The 19,409-nt window shown below is 43.2% G+C and carries 14 protein-coding genes; 13 read left to right on the top strand and 1 reads right to left on the bottom strand.

Features of this window, described 5'->3' with window-relative positions:
• The first annotated feature begins 87 nt into the window (after positions 1-87).
• The 11 genes from FGL90_RS02105 to FGL90_RS02055 all read left to right on the top strand — a co-directional run bounded on the left by FGL90_RS02105 (position 88) and on the right by FGL90_RS02055 (position 15,811).
• Positions 88-1,851 (top strand): ABC transporter ATP-binding protein, encoded by a 1,764-nt coding sequence (locus FGL90_RS02105; protein ID WP_147656652.1) that lies wholly within the window; start codon positions 88-90, stop codon positions 1,849-1,851.
• Positions 1,851-3,605, top strand: a complete 1,755-nt coding sequence (locus FGL90_RS02100; protein WP_147656650.1) for an ABC transporter ATP-binding protein — start codon at positions 1,851-1,853, stop codon at positions 3,603-3,605. The genes FGL90_RS02105 and FGL90_RS02100 overlap by 1 nt, the downstream gene beginning before the upstream one ends.
• A gap of 11 nt (positions 3,606-3,616) precedes the next feature.
• The gene (locus FGL90_RS02095) at positions 3,617-4,066 is read left to right on the top strand and encodes a MarR family winged helix-turn-helix transcriptional regulator (RefSeq protein ID WP_010619544.1); all 450 of its coding nucleotides are present in this window, start codon (positions 3,617-3,619) and stop codon (positions 4,064-4,066) included.
• A gap of 105 nt (positions 4,067-4,171) precedes the next feature.
• On the top strand, positions 4,172-4,873 hold the full coding sequence (locus FGL90_RS02090) for an ABC transporter ATP-binding protein (protein ID WP_010619545.1): 702 nt from the start codon (positions 4,172-4,174) through the stop codon (positions 4,871-4,873).
• Positions 4,874-4,882: 9 nt separating this feature from the next.
• The gene (locus FGL90_RS02085; RefSeq protein ID WP_010619546.1) at positions 4,883-7,447 is read left to right on the top strand and encodes an ABC transporter permease; all 2,565 of its coding nucleotides are present in this window, start codon (positions 4,883-4,885) and stop codon (positions 7,445-7,447) included.
• A gap of 261 nt (positions 7,448-7,708) precedes the next feature.
• Positions 7,709-8,530: an ABC transporter permease subunit gene (locus tag FGL90_RS02080; protein ID WP_147656648.1), complete on the top strand. Its 822-nt coding sequence runs from the start codon at positions 7,709-7,711 to the stop codon at positions 8,528-8,530.
• The gene (locus tag FGL90_RS02075; RefSeq protein ID WP_010619548.1) at positions 8,523-9,230 is read left to right on the top strand and encodes an ABC transporter ATP-binding protein; all 708 of its coding nucleotides are present in this window, start codon (positions 8,523-8,525) and stop codon (positions 9,228-9,230) included. Before FGL90_RS02080 ends, FGL90_RS02075 begins: the two co-directional genes overlap by 8 nt.
• Complete coding sequence (locus FGL90_RS02070; RefSeq protein WP_010619549.1) at positions 9,223-10,443, top strand: acyltransferase; 1,221 nt, start codon at positions 9,223-9,225, stop codon at positions 10,441-10,443. Before FGL90_RS02075 ends, FGL90_RS02070 begins: the two co-directional genes overlap by 8 nt.
• Positions 10,444-10,458: 15 nt before the next feature.
• Positions 10,459-12,000, top strand: a complete 1,542-nt coding sequence (locus FGL90_RS02065) for an AMP-binding protein (protein WP_147656646.1) — start codon at positions 10,459-10,461, stop codon at positions 11,998-12,000.
• The gene (locus FGL90_RS02060; RefSeq protein WP_010619551.1) at positions 11,997-12,971 is read left to right on the top strand and encodes an aliphatic sulfonate ABC transporter substrate-binding protein; all 975 of its coding nucleotides are present in this window, start codon (positions 11,997-11,999) and stop codon (positions 12,969-12,971) included. The genes FGL90_RS02065 and FGL90_RS02060 overlap by 4 nt, the downstream gene beginning before the upstream one ends.
• A 302-nt stretch (positions 12,972-13,273) precedes the next feature.
• Positions 13,274-15,811 (top strand): excinuclease ABC subunit UvrA, encoded by a 2,538-nt coding sequence (locus tag FGL90_RS02055; RefSeq protein WP_147656644.1) that lies wholly within the window; start codon positions 13,274-13,276, stop codon positions 15,809-15,811.
• A gap of 196 nt (positions 15,812-16,007) precedes the next feature.
• On the opposite strand, the gene FGL90_RS02050 is transcribed toward FGL90_RS02055, so the two are convergent.
• Positions 16,008-16,538 carry a type 1 glutamine amidotransferase domain-containing protein gene (locus tag FGL90_RS02050; protein WP_010619553.1) on the bottom strand — a complete coding sequence of 177 codons (531 nt, stop codon included), beginning with the start codon at positions 16,536-16,538 and terminating at the stop codon, positions 16,008-16,010.
• A gap of 146 nt (positions 16,539-16,684) precedes the next feature.
• On the opposite strand from FGL90_RS02050, the gene FGL90_RS02045 reads away from it, so the two are divergent.
• A complete protein-coding gene (locus tag FGL90_RS02045; protein WP_010619554.1) occupies positions 16,685-18,412 on the top strand; it encodes a thiamine pyrophosphate-dependent enzyme in 1,728 nt (575 codons plus the stop codon).
• Positions 18,413-18,468: 56 nt separating this feature from the next.
• Positions 18,469-19,353 (top strand): RluA family pseudouridine synthase, encoded by an 885-nt coding sequence (locus FGL90_RS02040; protein WP_147656642.1) that lies wholly within the window; start codon positions 18,469-18,471, stop codon positions 19,351-19,353.
• Positions 19,354-19,409 lie beyond the last annotated feature (56 nt).

Below are 19,409 nucleotides of genomic sequence, written 5' to 3'. Positions count from 1 at the left end.
AATCCTTGACCCTAAGCTTGAAAAGAATACAATAGTTAGCATGCTAATTATTGATGGATTTGAAAATAACAACTGGGAGATGAACCAATGTTTAAAATATTGAAACGACTAACTGGTAAAGATTATGCTTATATCGGAATCAGTACGTTGTTTATCGCGTTACAGGTTTGGCTGGAATTGGAAATTCCGGGCTATATGACCAAGATTACTAGAGCACTTGAAACACCAGGAACCACTACTGGAGACATCTTGGATCCAGGAAGTAAAATGATTCTCTATGCTGTTTTGAGTTTGTTTTCTTCTATTATAGTGGGTTATTTTGCTGCTCGTGTGGCCGGTGGCTTTGCTGCTAGGTTACGAAAAGAACTGTATGACCAAGTCTTGGACTACTCAACCCAGGACATCACGCAGTTTTCTGTACCGAGTCTATTAACTCGGTCAACCAATGATATTACGCAATTACAAATGTTTATTGCGATTGGGATGCAAGTGATGATTAAAGCACCAATTACGGCGGTTTGGGCAATGACTAAGATTGCCGGCAAAGGTTGGCAGTGGTCAACAGCTACCGCAGTTGCAGTTGTCGCTTTGATTGTCATGTTGGCCGTCATCTTGACGTTGGTCCAACCTCGATTCAAAATTGTTCAACGGTTAACTGACCGTTTGAACTTGGTGACCCGTGAAAACTTGAACGGAATTCGAGTTGTTCACGCGTATAACGCTGAAAAATTTCAAAATGATAAATTTGATAAAGCTAATAATGATTTAACGGATACCAACATGTTTGCCTTACGTGCGTTGGCGCTAATGAACCCCGGAATGTCACTTATTTCAAGTGGCTTAACTTTGGCTGTTTACGCCATCGGAGCGTACTTAATTGATGCTGCTTCAGGGATGCAAAAGTTAACCTATTTCAGTAATATGATTGTGTTCTCTTCATATGCAATGCAAATTATATTCTCATTCTTGATGCTTTCGTTTGTGTTCGTCATTATGCCTCGTGTAACTGTTTCTGCAGGCCGAATTAACGAAGTGTTGGCTGTTGCGCCAAGTATCAAATATCCCGCAACAAAACCAGTTGAAAAAGAAGCCAACAGAATTATTGAATTTAAGGATGTTAGTTTTCATTTTAGCGATGCAGAAGAAGCCGCAGTTAAACACTTAACTTTCAAAACTAAGCCTGGACAAACTCTTGCACTTATTGGATCAACCGGTAGTGGAAAGAGTACGGTTCTTAACTTGATTGCCCGACGTTATGAAGTTTCAGAGGGACAAGTATTGATCGATGGTGTTGATGTTAGCGACTATCCTGAATCGGATTTGAACGACAAAATTGGCTATGCACCACAAAAAGCAGTGCTATTTAGTGGTGATATTCGGTCAAATATTGATTTTGGAACGAGTACAAATAAATCCGATAAGCTTTCCGATGATGAAATCAAAGATGCTTTGGATACTGCACAGGCACTGGACTTTGTTGAAAGAAAACATGATCAGCTGGATGCAAACGTTGCCCAACATGGGGATAACTTCTCTGGTGGTCAAAAGCAGCGTTTGGCAATTGCCCGTGCCGTTGCCCGCAAACCAGAAATATTGATGTTCGATGATTCATTTTCAGCACTGGATTACGCAACGGATCGGAAGTTACGTGAGACATTAAATAAAAAGAATCATGAAACGACAAAGGTTATTGTTGCACAGCGAATCAGTACGATTATGGATGCTGATCAAATTATCGTTCTCGATAACGGAAATGTCGCTGGAATTGGAACCCATGACGAATTATTGAAAGATAACAAGGTTTACCAAGAAATTGCGTACTCACAACTTTCAAAGGAGGAGCTTGCCTAATGGAAAAACAGACTAAAAACTTTGGCGAAGTGATGAAGAGCTACATTAAGCCATACAGCTCCACTTTGATTTTTGCGCTAATATTTGCAATTTTAGGAAACATTCCAACCATTATCGGACCTAATCGATTGAGTAAAGTAACCAATCTGATTACCGCAGGGTTGCGAGGAAAAATTGATCTAAAACAGATTACGAGTATCGTCATTTTCCTAGCAGTTATTTACGTAATTGGAGCAGCGTTCTCGTATGCGCAAGGGTTCATAATGGCAACTGGGACTCAGAAATTCACGAAAGACTTACGTGAAAAGATTAGTTTAAAGATTAATAAGTTGCCTTTATCCTACTTTGATAAGCATGACGAAGGGGATACCTTAAGTCGAATTACCAATGACTTGGATACCTTTGGCCAAGCAATTAACCAAAGTTTAGGCGCCCTGATTTCTTCAGTTGTGCTCTTAGTTGGAACGATTGCCATGATGATTTATACCAACTGGATTTTGAGTTTAACGGCGATTGTGTCGTCGCTACTTGGTTTTGCAATCACCATTTTCCTTTTGGCGCACTCGCAGAAATACTTTGCTGCTCAACAGAACCGTTTGGCAGACGTATCTGGTTACGTTGAGGAAATTTATACTGGCCATGAAGTTGTTAAAACTTACAATAATACAAACCGAGTTAAGAAGCGGTTTAATTTATTAAATGGTCAATTGTTTGATGCCGTTTGGAAAGCACAATTTATTTCAGGAATCATGCAACCACTGATGGGCTTCATTGGTAACTTTGGCTACGTCATGGTCAGTGTGGTTGGATCAGTTCTTGTCCTAAATGGGCATATTTCGATTGGTGTCGTTGTTGCCTTCATGATTTACGTGCGAATCTTTACTCAGCCACTTTCCCAAATTACCCAGGCATTTGCTAGTTTGCAGACAGCTCAAGCTGGTCTCAAACGAGTGCTTGAATTTGTTACAGAGGATGAGGCAGATGATCGTGAAGATGTCACACCACTTCCTGAAAAGGTACAAGGGAAGATTGACTTCGACCACGTTTCGTTTGGTTACAATGAGCGAACAACGGTCATAAAAGACTTTAGCGCCCACGTTAAACCTGGACAAAAGGTGGCCATTGTTGGGCCAACTGGTTCTGGAAAGACAACCTTAATTAGTGTGTTGATGAACTTCTACAACTTTGATAAGGGAACCATCAAGATTGACGATGTAGATGTTAAGCAGCTTTCAAGTGGGTCAATCCGAAATCAATTTGATATGGTTTTACAAGATACTTGGTTATTTGAAGATACCATCATGAATAACCTGAAGTATAACGGTGAGAACATATCCGACGAACAGGTGATTGATGCTGCGAAAGCAGTTGGGGTTGACCACTTTATTCGAACGTTGCCTAAGGGCTACGACACCATTTTGGATGATACGGTTACCTTATCCGTTGGACAGAAGCAATTGATGACGATTGCCCGCGCATTAGTTCGAAACCGACCAATTTTGATTTTGGATGAAGCAACGAGTTCAGTCGATACACGAACTGAAGAGCAACTCCAAAAGGCAATGGATCTTTTGACAAAGGGTCGGACTTCTCTTGTCATTGCGCATAGACTCTCAACCATTAAGAATGCCGATAACATATTGGTTCTTAAGAGTGGAGAAATTATTGAGTCCGGAACTCATGACGAGTTAATGGATGCAAATGGCTTCTACGCGAACATGTACAACAGTCAATTTGAAAGTTTGACTGCCTAGGGAGGGACGCTATGTTAAATGAGTTAATAGGCCCTAAACTAAAGGCGGTTAACACGTTATTTGAAAAAGCCTTGTCAAAGCGAATTGATAAGACCAATAGCCCTAAGCGACTAACGGGTGGCCAAATGAGCGTAATTGCTTACCTTTATGACAATCCGGATGACGTTATCTATCAACGAGATTTAGAGAAAATCTTTAATCTAAGTCGGCCAACGATCAATGGCATTATTAAGCGTTTAAGCGAAAACGGGTCGATTGAAATCGTCCCTGATGAAAAGGATAAAAGATATAAACGCATTATGCTTTCAAAAGAAGCCTTGGACGCCATGATCAAGTATCGACCAGCTTTTGAGCAAGAAGTTAAACAGGTTGAAAACGAGATGACTCAGGGATTGGATGAAAAACAGGTGCAAGACCTGAAGCATCTACTTGATGTTTGTCGTGATAATTTAAAAGGGTAAACTAACTGACTCTGGATGAAAATCCGGAGTCAGTTTTTTATTTTTTAAGGTGAGTGTGGGATGGTATGAATGCTATACTTACAAGAGCAAAGGTGGTTAATTAATATGGCATTTATCCAATTAAAGAACGAAACAAAACGGTTTAAACAAGAAAGTACAGCTATCATTGCTAACGATAAGATTAGCTTTGATATTGACGAAGGCGAATTGGTCATTATTTTAGGTGAATCAGGAGCCGGTAAGTCAACGGTGTTAAACATGTTGGGTGGCATGGATCAGCCAACGGAAGGTTCCATTGTGGTGGATGGCGAGAACATCGCAACCTACTCAGAGAAACAACTAACGGGTTATCGACGGAATAAAGTGGGATTTGTTTTTCAATTTTACAACCTAGTCCCTAATTTAACTGCAAAGGAAAACGTTGAATTAGCGAGCCAAGTTGCCCCAGATGCGTTAGATGTTTCCGAAACTTTGGATCACGTCGGGTTAAGCAAACGAATGGACAATTTTCCAGCTCAACTCTCTGGTGGCGAGCAACAGCGGGTCGCGATTGCGCGCGCATTAGCTAAAAATCCAAAGCTTCTTTTATGCGATGAGCCAACTGGTGCATTGGATTACCACACGGGAAAACAAATATTGAAGTTGCTGCAGGATACCGCGCGAAAATCTAAAATGACGGTGCTCATTGTGACTCATAACTCGATGATTGCCCCGATGGCTGACAAAGTCATTCAGTTGAAGGATGCAAAGGTCACCTCAATTGAAACGAATGCCAAGCCTACGCCAGTCGAAGATATTGAGTGGTAGGTGAAAGAAATGAATAAAACGTATTTTAAAGCGACAATTCGCGAAATTAGTTCCTCGTGGGGCAAATTTATTTCAATCATTTTGATCATTCTGTTAGGCTCACTCCTTTATGTGGGAATTCGGAGTATTGGTCCCGATTTGAACGAATCCGGAAACCAGTACTTTTCGCAACAAAAGTTGAGTGATTTAAAGGTGGTCTCAACGATGGGACTGACCGATACCGACCTAAGCAAAATTAAAACAAGTCAATCGGTCAAGAGTGCTGATGCGATTCACATGACGACGCTGAAGAAGAACCGAGATCAAGTTGTCAGTGTGTACGGCTATCAAAAAGCTGCCAAATTGGATAAGCTTAAAGTCGTCTCGGGACATTTGCCGCGTCAAGGAAACCAAATCGTACTAGATAACATTGCCAAAGCGGATGGCTATAAGCTGGGCGAGACCTACAAACTTCCTAATAACAGTCATTTGAAGCGGCAAAGCTATAAAATTGTCGGGTTTGTCAATTCCCCTCAATTCATTAGTAGTATCGACAGGGGAACGACGAACGTTGGTAGTGGAACCATCAATTACTTTGCGTATGCTTCAGACAGTGTGTTTAAACAGGATACTTATTCAATGGTTGCGGTTCAGTTTAAAAATGCGGCTCACTATGCAGCTGGTACCGACCAGTATCAACGCTATATTGATCAACAATCTGACCAGCTTAAAAATAGTTTAAAGGGCCGTTCAGCTAAACGGCTTGCAGAAGTTCAAAAGCCGCAGCTGGCTAAAATTAATAAGCAACTGAAGCAGGTAGATGCGCAACAAACGCAGTTGACCGCTGCAGCTGCTGCAGGGCAATCTGCACAGTTAACGACTCAGCAGGCCAAATTAACCCAGGCAAAGCAAAAGCTGACGAAGGCTAGGGATCAAGTGCAGAACCTTGCTAAGCCAACTTATACGTACGCTGACCGCCAAAGTAACCCTGGTTACCAAGATTACTTTGATGAGTCGCATAGTATTGCAGCGATTGCGGTTATTTTCCCAGGATTTTTCCTTTTCATTGCCATTTTGATTACGTTCTCAACTATTTCTAGAATGGTGGAAAAGAACCGGCGTGAAATTGGTCTCATGCGGGCACTTGGCTACAACAAAATGGAAATTTCATTGAAGTATGTCATTTATGCATTATTAGCAGGCCTATTAGGGGCGATAATTGGTAGCGTTGCTGGCATGTTTACGTTGCCACGGTTCGTCTTCAGCTTGTTGGCAAATAACAACATCAATGACTTTGTCGGGGTCGTTCCTTGGTCATACATGGGACAAACAATTGTCGCAGGGCTAGTTGCGACGCTGGCGAGTGCGCTGATCGTATTGGTTATCAATCTTCGTGAAGTTCCAACCAATTTGATGCAGGCAAAGGCGCCCAAAGCTGGTAAACGAATTCTGATTGAACGGATTACACCATTGTGGAATCACTTAAACTTCAATCAAAAAGTCAGTTATCGGAACCTCTTTCGGTACAAAGGCCGCATGATTTTGACCATTGTGGGGATTGCGGGATGTACGGGATTAATCTTGAGTGGGTTTGGAATTCAAGATTCCGTGAACGATTTAATTCCAGATCAGTACGAGCAAATTCAACATTTCCAAGGTGTCGCCACTTTAAACAAAGCAAGTCAACAAATTCACTCAACTAAAATTTCAAGCCAAAAGTCTGCTGTCATGAAATCGGTGACTGTCAGAGCGGCCGGCTCTAACAGCAATGATACGGCTACTTTGATTGCACCCAAGACGGGCAAGAACTTCACCAAATTTGTCAGCCTAAAGTCGGCATCAACGAATAAACAGTTGCATCTTTCGAACAGTGGCGTTATCATTTCGGAAAAGTTAGCAACCGACATGAACGCGAAGGTTGGCAGCCACATTACGCTGAATTCTGACGAGAAACAGGTTAATGTTAAGGTTACCGGAATTACTAAAAATTACGCGGGTCACTGGCTGTATGCGACAAAGGCTTATTACCAAAAGGTGATGCCAGTCAAATTTGCGGCAACTTCTGTTCTATTTAAAACGAATCAGGTTAAGAAGCATCAACGAACTAATTTGAGTCGGACGCTCCTTAAGCAGGATGGTGTATTGAACGTCAGTTTTCCACGTTATTCCGTCGCTTCATTGGGGAGCGGGGGACTTGGATCTGTTGTCCTCATTATGATTGTGATGTCCGGCGCTCTTGCGTTAGTGGTTCTCTATAATTTGACCAACATCAATATTTCGGAGCGACTACGGGAGCTTTCCACGATTAAAGTGCTGGGCTTCTATGACCGTGAAGTCACGGCATACGTTGCGAGAGAAAATGTTATTTTTACGATTGCCGGGATTATCGTTGGTTGGGGGATTGGCGTCTTTCTCCACCGCTTCATTATGATTAAGGCGCAAACGGGTAGTATTTTATTTCCACTTGTCATTCACTATCCAGGTTTCTTGTGGTCCGCATTAATCACGTTAGTTTTTAGTATCATTATCGGAGTTATTACGCATTTTCAACTAAAAAACATTCGCATGTTGGACGCACTATCCTCAAGCGAATAGGTCAATAATAAATTGCTTTTAATATTCATTTAATATCATTGAATATTTTGTGGCGCAAATTCAAAACACAAAAAGAGACGTAAATCCCTTTTGTGACGGAGGATTTGCGCTATTTTTGTGTCGCTAATTATTAAGAAATTCTTGCGTAGGGAGGCAAAAATATTCACATTTTTACACCGTTATATTCACATAAAAAGCAAAAGTGCGGACTAGACTTAATTCATTGATTGAAAAAGACAACAAAGAAAGAGGCTGAGCCCAATGGAAAGTATTTCAAATGCACACCCAATGCCGGTGATAAAAAGGAGAAAATTCAGATGGCAACGGTTATTACCTTGGTTGATTCCAGTTGGAATTTTCGCCATTTGGCAACTCAGCAGCAGTGTTGGTTGGCTGTCAAGCGACACACTGCCATCTCCGCTAGACGTCATTAAAGATGGCGTTAGCTTAGCACAAAGCGGTGAACTGCAGAAAAACGTCAGCATCAGTTTATTTAGAGCACTGGTTGGATTTGCAATCGGCGGAAGCGTTGGTTTCATCCTTGGATTTCTAAACGGAATTTCAAAGATTTTTCGCGGATTAACTGATTCAACCGTCCAAATGTTGCGGAATATTCCGCATCTATCGTTGATTCCGCTCGTTATTCTACTCATTGGAATTGGCGAATCAGCCAAGATTTCTCTGGTAGCAATTGGGGTCATGTTCCCAATTTATATCAACACGCTTCATGGAATTCGCTCAGTTGATCCGGAGCTAGTCGAAATGGGTCAGTCGTATGGATTAACAAAAGTGCAACTGTTCTCCAAGATCATTTTCCCAGGCGCGCTACCCACCATTTTGATGGGAGTTCGATACGCGCTGGGGGTAATGTGGACGACCTTGATTGTCGCTGAAACAATCTCATCAGATTCTGGAATCGGGTACATGTCAACGAATGCCCAGGAATTTATGGATATGAAAACGGTCCTACTATGTATTTTAATTTACGCATTGCTTGGTAAGATTTCCGATTTAATTGCCAAGGGGCTGGAAAGCTACCTACTAGATTGGCGTCAGGCGAAAGAAGATGTCACAAATGACTGATGAATTCGTAAAAATTAGAAATGTGGCGAAAAATTATGGCGACAAAGTCATTTTGCATGATGTTAATTTAAGCATTCAAAATCATGAGTTTATTGCGTTGGTCGGCAAAAGTGGTGGTGGGAAAAGTACCCTCCTCAGACTGATTGCTGGACTAGAAAAGCAAAGTAACGGTGAAATTAATTTTAGCCAAGAAAACCCCATCATTCGGGTGATGTTTCAAAATGATCGGCTCTTACCGTGGCTCACGATTGGCGAAAATGTTTGTTTCCAAAGCAAAAATAAGGAGACCCAGACTGAAGCTTCGGAAATGTTGGAACTGGTGGGATTGTCGGATCAGAAGGATAAATATCCAAGCCAACTTTCCGGTGGTCAAAAGCAACGAGTCGCGTTAGCAAGAGCCTTAATGGCCCATCCACAACTGTTGCTGTTGGATGAACCACTTGGCGCATTAGATGCGCTGACCAGAAGGCAAATGCAGGATCTGATATTAAAAATTTGTCGAGAACAAAAGTTAACGACCATCTTAGTGACGCATGATGTCAATGAGGCGGTTAGAATGGCTGATCGAGTCATCGTCATTCGCGACGGAACGAGCCGTTTTGAAGAGACTGGTGTCGAGAGTGATGACGTTGCAAAAGTTGCCATTGCTGCTGAAACCGTCCTCCATGACATTATGGGGGAGGAGGCTATTTATGGCTGAGCAAAAAATGACGCGGCACGGAAAACCCTATCTATATGAAGTGGACTTTATGCGCTGCGTCTTCATCTTTGGTGTCCTACTTAATCACACAACAACGGCATTTGGGACCGCGATGAATGACAGTCTGAGTAAATCACTGATTCACGCGACCCACTTGTCGTTACATTTTACCCGAATGGGCTTCATGTTCATGACCGGATTGGTTCTTTTCCTAAATTATTATGGTAAGAATTCAAAATGGCTGACTTTTTGGAAACGCCGATATACCAGTGTTGGAATCCCTTATCTAGCATGGAATGCAATTTTGCTCCTATTTGTGGATTTGTTCTCTGGTATTGCGCTGAACGGGATGCAGTACTGGAAAGATTTTAGTTACTCAGTGTTACATGGAAATAATTTCTATCTATACTATGTCTTCGTTGTTTTCCAACTTTACCTGATTTTTCCAGCCTTCATTTGGCTATTCCGGAAGTTTAAAGATCATCACAGAACGATTCTGCTCGTTAGTTTCACCATTCAACTCGCGTTATTAATTGGTGTGAAATATGGATTACCTCACATTGATAATAGTGGTTGGCCATACATTTTTAGGGCATACGGAAATAACGTCCTCATGTATCAGGCGTACTTCTTGGCCGGTGGTTATACGGCGATCCATTATCAAAAAGTGACCGCCTTCCTCACCAAATTCAAGAAGCAAGTCTACGCGATTGCGGTCCTTTTATCGTTTGGAACCTTCCTCTTGTATGAGTACAACGGGCGCATTTTGAAACTGTCATTTAGCAAAATGATGACTGCCCAACAGCCGTATCTAATGGTTTACGCGTTGGTGATGGTCGCGGTTGTTTTCCTAATTGGTCAAAAGTACGCATTTTATCGGATGCATGGGTTAAACCCAACCGTTGAAAAATTTATCGCAACAAGCTCTAAGGTATCATTTGGAATTTACCTTGTTCAAACAATTCCACTGGCAATCCTAAGCTTTACGTTAAGCAAATTAACGTTTATCCCTTCGTGGTTGATGTTTTGGGGAATCCCAATTGGCTACGCGTTCGTCGTTGGGAGTTCATTTCTCATTTCGTACTTCTGCCTCAAGGTACCGCCATTTGACCTCTTAATTGGTCGTGGAAAGTTAAAGTGGCCTTGGAAATTCAAGCAACCAAATTCAGAAAATATTGCAATTGAAGCAGAGAAAAAATCCAGTCACGCATAAGAAAGAAGCGATTATATGACAAAATTAACAACAGCATTAATCAAAGAATTAGATGTAGACCAAGACAAAAATATACTGCAAGATGCAGAAAACGGCATTTGGTATACCCGTCGTCAATTCCAAATGGACGTAGAATCGCTCAAAAATTCGATGTTGGCAAGAAACGTTGGCTATGGCGATCACGTATTAATTGCGTTACAAAACGCAGTCGTCTACGCCCCCCTCATGCAAGCAATTTGGGAAATTGGTGCTGTGGCATATCCAATTTCTGATACAACACCAGGTGAGGAGCTAACAGCCTTAATCAGTAGTGATGACTATCCGGTTGCATTTGTTCAACAGCAATTTGCAAAGCCACTGTCAGGACTAGCTGGTATTACGAGAACGACCATTTCCTTAAGAACAATCATGGAATTACCAATTCTTTGGAATGATCGGGTCTTGGTTAACCGGACGAAGCCCAATGAAACCCGCATTCTTGAAACGGATCTTGCGTTGGTGCTGCATACTTCCGGAACAACTGGTAAGCCCAAGAGTGTTGGCCTAACTCACGAGTTGTTGTACAACGGGGCAATTCATGATCGTGATAGCCATGAAACAACGTCGAAGGATACTGCTTTGATTATGATGCCAATGTTCCACGTTAATTCACAAATTATGTCGTTGCTTCAAATGCGGCTGGCTGGTGGACGAGTATCGATTGCTAAGAAATTTAGTGCCAGTCGATTCTGGTCACAAGTTGCCAAAGGTGATGTGACCTGGGCCTCGGTTGTGCCAACAATTTTATCAATTTTGTTGCTCAACGAAAAATCACAAGCACAGTTTGATGACTATCAAGATCAGATTCATCTTCGATTCTTGCGAAGTTCATCCTTTGCGCTGCCACTTAAGAAGCTGACGGATTTTGAAGATCGGTTCCACACGTTAATCTTAGAAGGTTATGGGATGACTGAAACTGCGAGTCAATGCACGATTAACCCGTTAGATGCACCCAAAGTTGGCTCAGCTGGGAAACCATTTGCAACTGACTTAAAACTCATCGTTGACGGTGAGATGGTCGATGCGCCTGATGTGGTGGGCGAAATTGCGGTTCGTGGTGATCACGTTATTTCTGACTACCTGGAGACAAATCCAGAGTCATTTCACAATGACTGGTTCTTAACCGGTGATTTAGGTTACCTAGATGAAGATGGCTACCTATTTGTAAAAGGTCGTCGGAAGGAAATGATTAGTCGCGGTGGTGAGAAAGTTGCGCCCGCTAAGGTCGAAAATGTGCTCAATGAGTTACCGTTCATTGAACAAGTTGCGGTTATTGGGATGCCCGATGATTTATATGGAGAAGCTGTGACGGCTGTGACCATCTTAAAGGCAGGCGAAACAAGTCGCCCACTAGCTAAAGAAAAGATTCTAAAATATACGGAACATAAGTTGGCTAAATTCGAACGGCCAACCGAAGTTATTTTTGTTGATGAATTCCCATTGAATACGACTGGTAAAGTGGTTCGCCCTAAGCTGCGTGAATCATTACTAGCTGCCAGTGTTGGAGGAGAAGCATGAGTAAGAAATGGAAAAAGTACCTCCTTATTTTAATAGTGCTTCTCGGAATTGGTGGCGCATTTTATGGCTACAAACAGGCCAATAATAGTGCTTCAACGACTAGTTTAAAAACAATCACGATTGGTTATCAAAAAGCCGATCCCGTTGACATTTCGCGTCAACGTGGTGATTTAGCCAAGAAGATGAAGAAAAAAGGGTATCACGTTGTATTCAAACAGTTCCAAGATGGAACCGCGCTGATGACGGCATTGAAGAGTGGCAATATTGACTATGCCCGTTTGGGTGATACGCCACCAATTACGGCTCAAGCAGCTGGAACCAAACTGGTCTACATCGCCGCTGGTGCTTCCAAGGAGAACGGAACTGGGCTCGTCATTCCTAAGAACTCCTCCGTTAAATCAATTAAGGATTTAAAAGGTAAGCGAGTTGCGTACACGAAGGGCACGAGTTCTCAATACCTGTTACTATCTGCCTTAAAGAAGGCCGGAATGTCAGCCAGCGATATTAAATGGGTCAACATGGACCAATCAGCTGCCAGCGTTGCCTTCTCAAAGGGGAAGGTTGCGGCATGGTCAACTTGGGATCCTTACACAGCCCAAGCTGAGGTTCAAATGGGCGCCAAGTTGCTTATTACGGGTAAGAACGGCGTCAGTTACAACCGTGACTTCGTCGTGGCAATGAAGAACTTCGCTAAGAAGAATACGGATGTTTCTAGTTACCTCACTAAGTACTTGGCAGCAGATATGAAATGGGCAGATACCCATCATGAAAAGCTGATTAAGATGTTGATGAAGTCGTTAGGTCTTTCGCGTAAAGTTGTGACTAAGACGGTTGAACGTCGGAGTTATTCAATGGGTAAGGTGACAACGAAGATTGTGAAACAACAGCAGGAAATCGCAGACATGTTCTATGCATCTAGTTTAATTAATAAGGATGTTAAGGTTTCAAAGATTGTGATGTCAGGTAAATAGGGATGTGTGAAAGAATGGGGTGGAACAAAACAAAAGTTTTGTTCCACCTTTTTTCTGTCCCCCTATTATTCTTTTAATCGGGCTCCAAAAGGCACTAACTTCGTGTCGTTGTCGATTACACTAAGCCAAAGACCCAAAGACCGGCAAGTGTAAGTCGCAACTCCCTACGCCTAACCTAGATTAACAAACAATCCAGGTACGGGATTATTCGTTAATCTAGGTTACGCTCGGAAGCTAATCGTCTTTTGTCACACCTTTGTTCTTTTTTTGGTTTAAAATATAAAGCGAATAGGAGGGGTTCGATGACACAACAAATTAAAATTCCCACCCAAATTGAAGTCCGTGGTGGAGAAGTTAACAACTTAAAGGGGATTGATGTCGACATTCCCCTGAACCAGTTTGTCGCCGTATCAGGCCTTTCGGGTTCTGGGAAATCCTCCTTAGCGATGGGAATCCTGTACGCTGAAGGTTCACGCCGTTATTTGGATGCGTTAGCGACCTACACGAGACGCCGAATTAACCAGGTTGGGCGGCCAAACGTCAAATCAGTTAAGTACATTCCGGCCGCGTTAGCGCTGCGCCAGCGGCCTAATGTTCCTTCCGTGCGCTCAACCGTCGGCACGATGACCGAAATTTATAATGTATTGCGGTTGATATACTCACGGTTGGGGTCGCCGGTTTGTCCCAATGGTCATCGAATAAAGCCAACAATTAAGATTGCAGAAGCAATGGATGTTGTGGGTGACCAAATGAGTGTCATTGAGTGTCCCGTTTGTGGGGTTAAATTTCATGCATTTGGTGCCGAGGACTTTGCCTTCAATTCGGATGGCGCTTGTCCAACCTGTGGTGGCTTGGGAAAAACGAAGCAAATAGATGCAAGCAAGCTAATCTATGATGAAAACTCAAGCTTGGCTGACGGGGCGATTGCCTCATGGCGTTTACCAGGCCGAAATTTCATGCCAACGGTGGCGGCTGCAATGGGGATTCGGACCGATATTCCATACAAGGATTTGACGGATGAGGAAAAGAACACGGTTTTGCACGGTGAAAAGAAGCAGTATCCCGTCGACATTCTTTCTGGTACTGGGCGGGTTTTTCATATGGAGCATGCCCTATTTGAAAATGCCTACAACGCAATTGAGGACAGTATGGCAACTACTAAAAGCGAGCGGGCACTAAAGCGATTGAATCAGTTTTATAAATTTAGTACGTGTGAAACCTGTCACGGAACTCGGTTGAACCCGGATCGGTTGCACCAAGAGGTTACCGGGTTGAATATCGCTGAAGCGAGTGAAATGCCACTTGGTGATTTAACGGATTTTGTCACTAAAATGAAGGCTGCCTTACCGGAAAATATGCAAGCATTAGCGACTAATTTAAGTTCTGAATTGTTAAATCAATTGCAGCCGTTGCTCGATTTAGGGTTGAACTATTTGACGATGAATCGATTAGGATCAACACTTTCAACCGGTGAGTTACAACGGATTCAATTAGGCCGCACGTTGCGAACGGAAACGACCGGCGTTCTGTACATTTTGGACGAGCCATCAGTGGGGCTACATCCTGATAACATTGCTGGGCTGATTAAAATTTTCAGGCAGCTGATTGCAGGCGGAAATTCATTGGTCGTTGTCGATCATGAAACGTCAATTATTAACGCAGCGGATTGGGTGATTGAAATTGGCCCTGGATCTGGTGCAAAGGGTGGTCAAGTCGTTGCGACCGGCACCCCGGATGAGTTAAAGAAGAATCATAAGTCACTGATTGGACCATTTTTGTCCGGCGAGGCAACCATTCAATCTCGGAAATTAGCAAGTGAAAAGGCGCTATTCAAAGCGGGTCAATTTGGCTTAACGGTTAATCACCGTTTTAATTTAAATCAATTGACGGCTAAGTTCCCGCTGAAGAAAATTAGTGCAATTACTGGCTTTTCTGGTGCCGGAAAGACGACTTTAATTTTGGATAGCTTGGTGCCAGCGCTTGAACGCTCAATTAAGAAGCAAAAGCTCCCAGAGCATGTGGCCAAATTAGACGCTGGACAGCTCCGCCATGTCGTTAGTGTGGATGCAACTCCGGTCGGCAAAAATATGCGTTCAACGGTTGCAACCTACACGAACATCATGGATGCGTTGCGTAAATTATTTGCAAGTTTGCCCGACGCCAAAAAGAACCACTACACAGCAAGCTACTTCTCCTACAATAATAAGGAGGGTGGCTGTCCAACCTGTGGCGGAACCGGCCAAATTTCACTGGATATCCAGTATTTACCGGATATGGTGGAAACCTGTCTAACTTGTGGTGGAAATCGGTTTAACCCGGACATTTTGAAAATTAAGTGGCGCGGGAACTCGATCGCTGACTTATTGGCGCTAGAAGTGGAAGAAGCAATTCCAGTTTTGAAGGATGAAACGACTATTGCTGATACGCTTCAAGTTTTAAAGGAAATGGGACTTGGCTATCTGCACTTGGGCGAAGATACACCAACGTTGTCAGGTGGTGAGGCACAACGACTGAAGCTGACGTCCCACTTGAAACGTCGGCAAACAAACAGTCTTTTCATTTTCGATGAACCAACGATTGGGCTCCATCCATTGGACGTTCAAACGTTGTTGAAAGTGTTTGATCAACTCCTTGAGCAAGGGGCAACAATCTTGCTCATTACCCACGACTTAGACTTGATGGCAAACTCAGATTACCTCTTTGATTTAGGACCAATGGGCGGATCCGACGGGGGCCAGATAATGGCGCAGGGTCGACCAGATGATCTTGTGAAACAACCAAATGGCTTAACCTCAAAGTACCTGAGGGAACACTATCAAAATCACCATATGACAGTATAAAAAATGAGGGTGAGACAAAAGGCGGTTTGCTTATGAGCATAGCCTAGATTAACGAGTAATCCTGTACTTGGGATTATTTGTTGATCGTAGCTAGGCGGAGAAAGCAGCCTTTTGGAACCCGACTAAATAAGAATATTCGGAAATAGAATAGGAGCTGGGACAAAACATTTGTTTTGTCTCAGCTCCTTTTGTAAGTTTATGAAACTGGAACTGCGTCTAACACCTTGAGCATAGCATCATTGAAATTTTGGAGATCATTAGGATTTCGGCTCGTCACTAATTGATCGTCAACGACAACCGTTTTATCCTCAACATCTGCGCCAGCATACTTCAAGTCTACCTGAATCGTTTTGAAGGCGGTCATGTGTCGTCCCTTCGCCTTGTCCGCAGTGATGATCAGCTGGGGGCCGTGGCAAATTGCGAAGACTGGTTTGTTTTGATCCATAAAAGCTTCTACAAACTTGACGTAGCGGGGATCCTCACGTAAGCTGTCGGGCGAATAGCCACCGGGAAGCAAGAGCCCAATGAACTGATCTGGGTTAACGTCCGCGATACTTTCATCAATCGTAAATGGATTGTCGTGTTTACCCTTCACAATTTTACCCGACTTATCTTCAATTAAAATTGGATAATACCCGGCTTTTTGTAAGGCGCTTCGAGGGGAAGTAAGTTCAACATCTTCAACGCCATCAGTTACTAAGACGGCAATTCGTTTATTCTCTGCCATTGAAATGTCCTCCTTTATTGTTATCCCTACTATATCTAAGGTGGGGGTCAAATCGCAATGAATTTGATTGAGAATGTAAGCCCTTTCTTGATTGCTAAAAATAGTGTACATTTAAGGGGACAATTAAACTAATTGAGGTGTGAATTATGGCAGAAATGAAAGCTTCACAAGCTTTAGCACAAGTTTTAGAATCCTGGGATATCAAACGGGTATACGGTATTCCAGCCGATACGGTAATCGATGGGTTTTATCAAGAACGGGATAAAATTGAGTACATTCAAGTTCGCCACGAGGAAGTAGGCTCGCTGGCTGCTGTCGCAACGGCCAAGGCAACCGGCAAAATTGGGGTCATGTGCGGGTCAGTCGGACCAGGGGCACTTCATCTACTTTACGGATTATACGACGCCAAAATGGATCATGTGCCTGTTCTTGCCATCGTTGGTCAAACAGTCACAAAAGCAATTAACACCGCTTATCTTCAAGAAATGGATGAGGATGCTTGGTTCAGTGACTTTACCGATTTTCATAAACAAGTAACCACGGCAGAACAGATTCCAGACGTTGTGGATGCTGCCATTCGTTATGCATACGGACACAATGGCCCTGCCGTCATTATTATGCCAGATGACTTACCAGCGCAGACAATTAATTTTGAACCAATTAAAACCAAGCAAATTAGCCATTCAACGATTGAAAGTAAAATTGCGGATGAAGATGTGGCCGAAACACTCGATTTGATTAAAGCAGCCAAGCGGCCCTTATTGCTAGTTGGTCAAGGGATGAAGGGAAATCGGGAACTTATTCAAGCTTTCTCGGAAAAGTTTCAGCTTCCCATTGTGACGAGTGCGCCTGCAATTGGCGTTGTATCGTCTGATTTCAGAAACATGCTGGGATCAATGGGACGAATTGGGTCCAAACCCGCTTTTGAAGCCGGCCAGTTAGCTGACTTGCTAATCATGGTTGGGACCAACTATCCGTTTGCCCGCTTCTTACCAAAGACTATTAAAGTCGTTCAAATTGATACCCGTTTATCCGTTTTGGGTCGTCAACGTGCCGTGGATCAGGCGGTGTTAGCAGATGGCAAAGCCTATCTTCAAAAGTTGATTGACGCTGGAAACCTACAACCATTTAACGGTTGGGTTAAGGCCAATCGAACCAATCGCCAAAATTGGCTAAATTACTTAGCCAAACGCGCTTCTCAACCAGGGCAGTTAACCGCTGAAGCCGTCATTAATACCATCAAGCAACGCGCTGATCAAGACGCTTATTTTGCACTCGATGTTGGTAACAACGTCACGTGGGCTACTCGACAACTCCCCTTTAATGCTGATCAGGAGATGAGCATGTCGTCCTGGATTGGCACAATGGGATATGGATTAGCAGCTGGGCTGGCCGTCAAATTGGAACAACCTAATCGCCAAGTCATTAGCATCATGGGCGATGGCGGCTACACAATGGTTTCTCAAGATTTACTAACGCAGGTGCAGTACCAAACCCCCGTTATCACCGTTATTATGAAAAACTCAGCGTTTGGCTTTATTTCCCACGAAGAATCTAGCCGGGGACAGTCGGACTATGGGGTTCAATTTGTCGGGGCAAATTGGGCTGGCGTTGCTGAGAATATGGGGGCTGTCGGCTTGCACGCCCAGACGCAGGCTGAACTAGATGAGGTATTTAACAAGGCACTAGATTTGCAAGCACAAGGAGACAAACGACCCATCGTCATCGAAGCCAGCATCAAAAATGAGGACCCGGTTGACACGAGTTTCATGCCAATTGATCCTGACCAATTTGATTCTAAAACAATCAAGAAGTTCCGGGATACTTACGGCATTACGGAAGCTGATCAACCTGCACTTTCAACTTTGCTTTAACTTTGGGGTTGAAGCTGGTATCATCTTACTGATAGATGAAAGAGGTTGGAAAAGGGATGCAATTTGAATGGCAAAAGGAAACGGGTCCGGATCAAACTGTCAAAAAGTTTTTAGGAACAAAGGGTGTTAGTCACCGCTTAATTAGTGCGGCTAAACAGGAAAGTGATGCTTCTTTTCAATTAAATGGTGACTTGGTGGATGCAAGCGAATTCGTTTCGGTGGGGGATACCATTGGGTTCAATTTACCGGATGAACCCTCCGATCCAAATGTTCCAGTAAGTTATGAGCCGTTAGACATCGTGGCTGAAACCAATCACTGGCTGGTCGTCAATAAGGAGGCTGGGCTGACGGTTGTTCCTGGTCCTGCAAATCGTGAGGACACGCTGGTTAACCGGATTAAGGGCCATTTGATGAATGAAAATTCAGCGCAGCTAGTTCCCCATATTATTACCAGATTGGACCGCTTTACGAGTGGTTTGGTTTTAGTTGCAAAACACCGATATGCTAATTCGCTCTTTAGCGAGCAACTGGCTAATCATGAATTGAAAAAGACGTATATTGCTATCGTTGCGGGAAATATGGAAAAAGCCCATGATTTAATTGATAAGCCAATTCGACGAGCGGATGAGGGCTTTAATCAGATTGTGGCACCAGATGGGAAATCCGCACAAACGGAATACTGGGTCCTGGGCCAGAACGATGATTATTCGCTGGTAAAAGTTAATCTGTTGACTGGCAGAACGCATCAAATTCGGGTTCATTTTCAAGCAATTGGTCATCCGTTGTTGGGCGATGAATTGTATCATGGTCCGTTGAATTTGGGCATTAGCCGTCAAGCACTCCATGCGAGTGAGTTATCGTTTACGGATCCGTTTACGGGTGAGTTGCAGCAGTTTAAGGCAGACTTGCCGGCAGATATGGCGCAATTGAATAACTTTTGAAAGTAGCTGAGCGAGCTACTTTTTTTGTTTCCAGCGAGCATGGTACAATGGGTCTA

The sequence above is a fragment of the Secundilactobacillus malefermentans genome, from assembly GCF_008033155.1.
In the GTDB taxonomy this organism is placed as follows: Bacteria; Bacillota; Bacilli; order Lactobacillales; family Lactobacillaceae; genus Secundilactobacillus; species Secundilactobacillus malefermentans.
The sequence above is the reverse complement of the archived record's forward strand: the minus strand, read 5'-3'. Positions and strand labels throughout refer to the sequence as shown.

What these genes read in the sequence shown, in the direction of transcription:
- FGL90_RS02105 (WP_147656652.1), top strand. Translation starts at nt 88, where the DNA reads ATGTTTAAAATATTGAAACGACTAACTGGTAAAGATTATGCTTATATC.
- FGL90_RS02100 (WP_147656650.1), top strand. Translation starts at nt 1,851, where the DNA reads ATGGAAAAACAGACTAAAAACTTTGGCGAAGTGATGAAGAGCTACATT.
- FGL90_RS02095 (WP_010619544.1), top strand. Translation starts at nt 3,617, where the DNA reads ATGTTAAATGAGTTAATAGGCCCTAAACTAAAGGCGGTTAACACGTTA.
- FGL90_RS02090 (WP_010619545.1), top strand. Translation starts at nt 4,172, where the DNA reads ATGGCATTTATCCAATTAAAGAACGAAACAAAACGGTTTAAACAAGAA.
- FGL90_RS02085 (WP_010619546.1), top strand. Translation starts at nt 4,883, where the DNA reads ATGAATAAAACGTATTTTAAAGCGACAATTCGCGAAATTAGTTCCTCG.
- FGL90_RS02080 (WP_147656648.1), top strand. Translation starts at nt 7,709, where the DNA reads ATGGAAAGTATTTCAAATGCACACCCAATGCCGGTGATAAAAAGGAGA.
- FGL90_RS02075 (WP_010619548.1), top strand. Translation starts at nt 8,523, where the DNA reads ATGACTGATGAATTCGTAAAAATTAGAAATGTGGCGAAAAATTATGGC.
- FGL90_RS02070 (WP_010619549.1), top strand. Translation starts at nt 9,223, where the DNA reads ATGGCTGAGCAAAAAATGACGCGGCACGGAAAACCCTATCTATATGAA.
- FGL90_RS02065 (WP_147656646.1), top strand. Translation starts at nt 10,459, where the DNA reads ATGACAAAATTAACAACAGCATTAATCAAAGAATTAGATGTAGACCAA.
- FGL90_RS02060 (WP_010619551.1), top strand. Translation starts at nt 11,997, where the DNA reads ATGAGTAAGAAATGGAAAAAGTACCTCCTTATTTTAATAGTGCTTCTC.
- FGL90_RS02055 (WP_147656644.1), top strand. Translation starts at nt 13,274, where the DNA reads ATGACACAACAAATTAAAATTCCCACCCAAATTGAAGTCCGTGGTGGA.
- FGL90_RS02050 (WP_010619553.1), bottom strand. Translation starts at nt 16,538, where the DNA reads ATGGCAGAGAATAAACGAATTGCCGTCTTAGTAACTGATGGCGTTGAA.
- FGL90_RS02045 (WP_010619554.1), top strand. Translation starts at nt 16,685, where the DNA reads ATGGCAGAAATGAAAGCTTCACAAGCTTTAGCACAAGTTTTAGAATCC.
- FGL90_RS02040 (WP_147656642.1), top strand. Translation starts at nt 18,469, where the DNA reads ATGCAATTTGAATGGCAAAAGGAAACGGGTCCGGATCAAACTGTCAAA.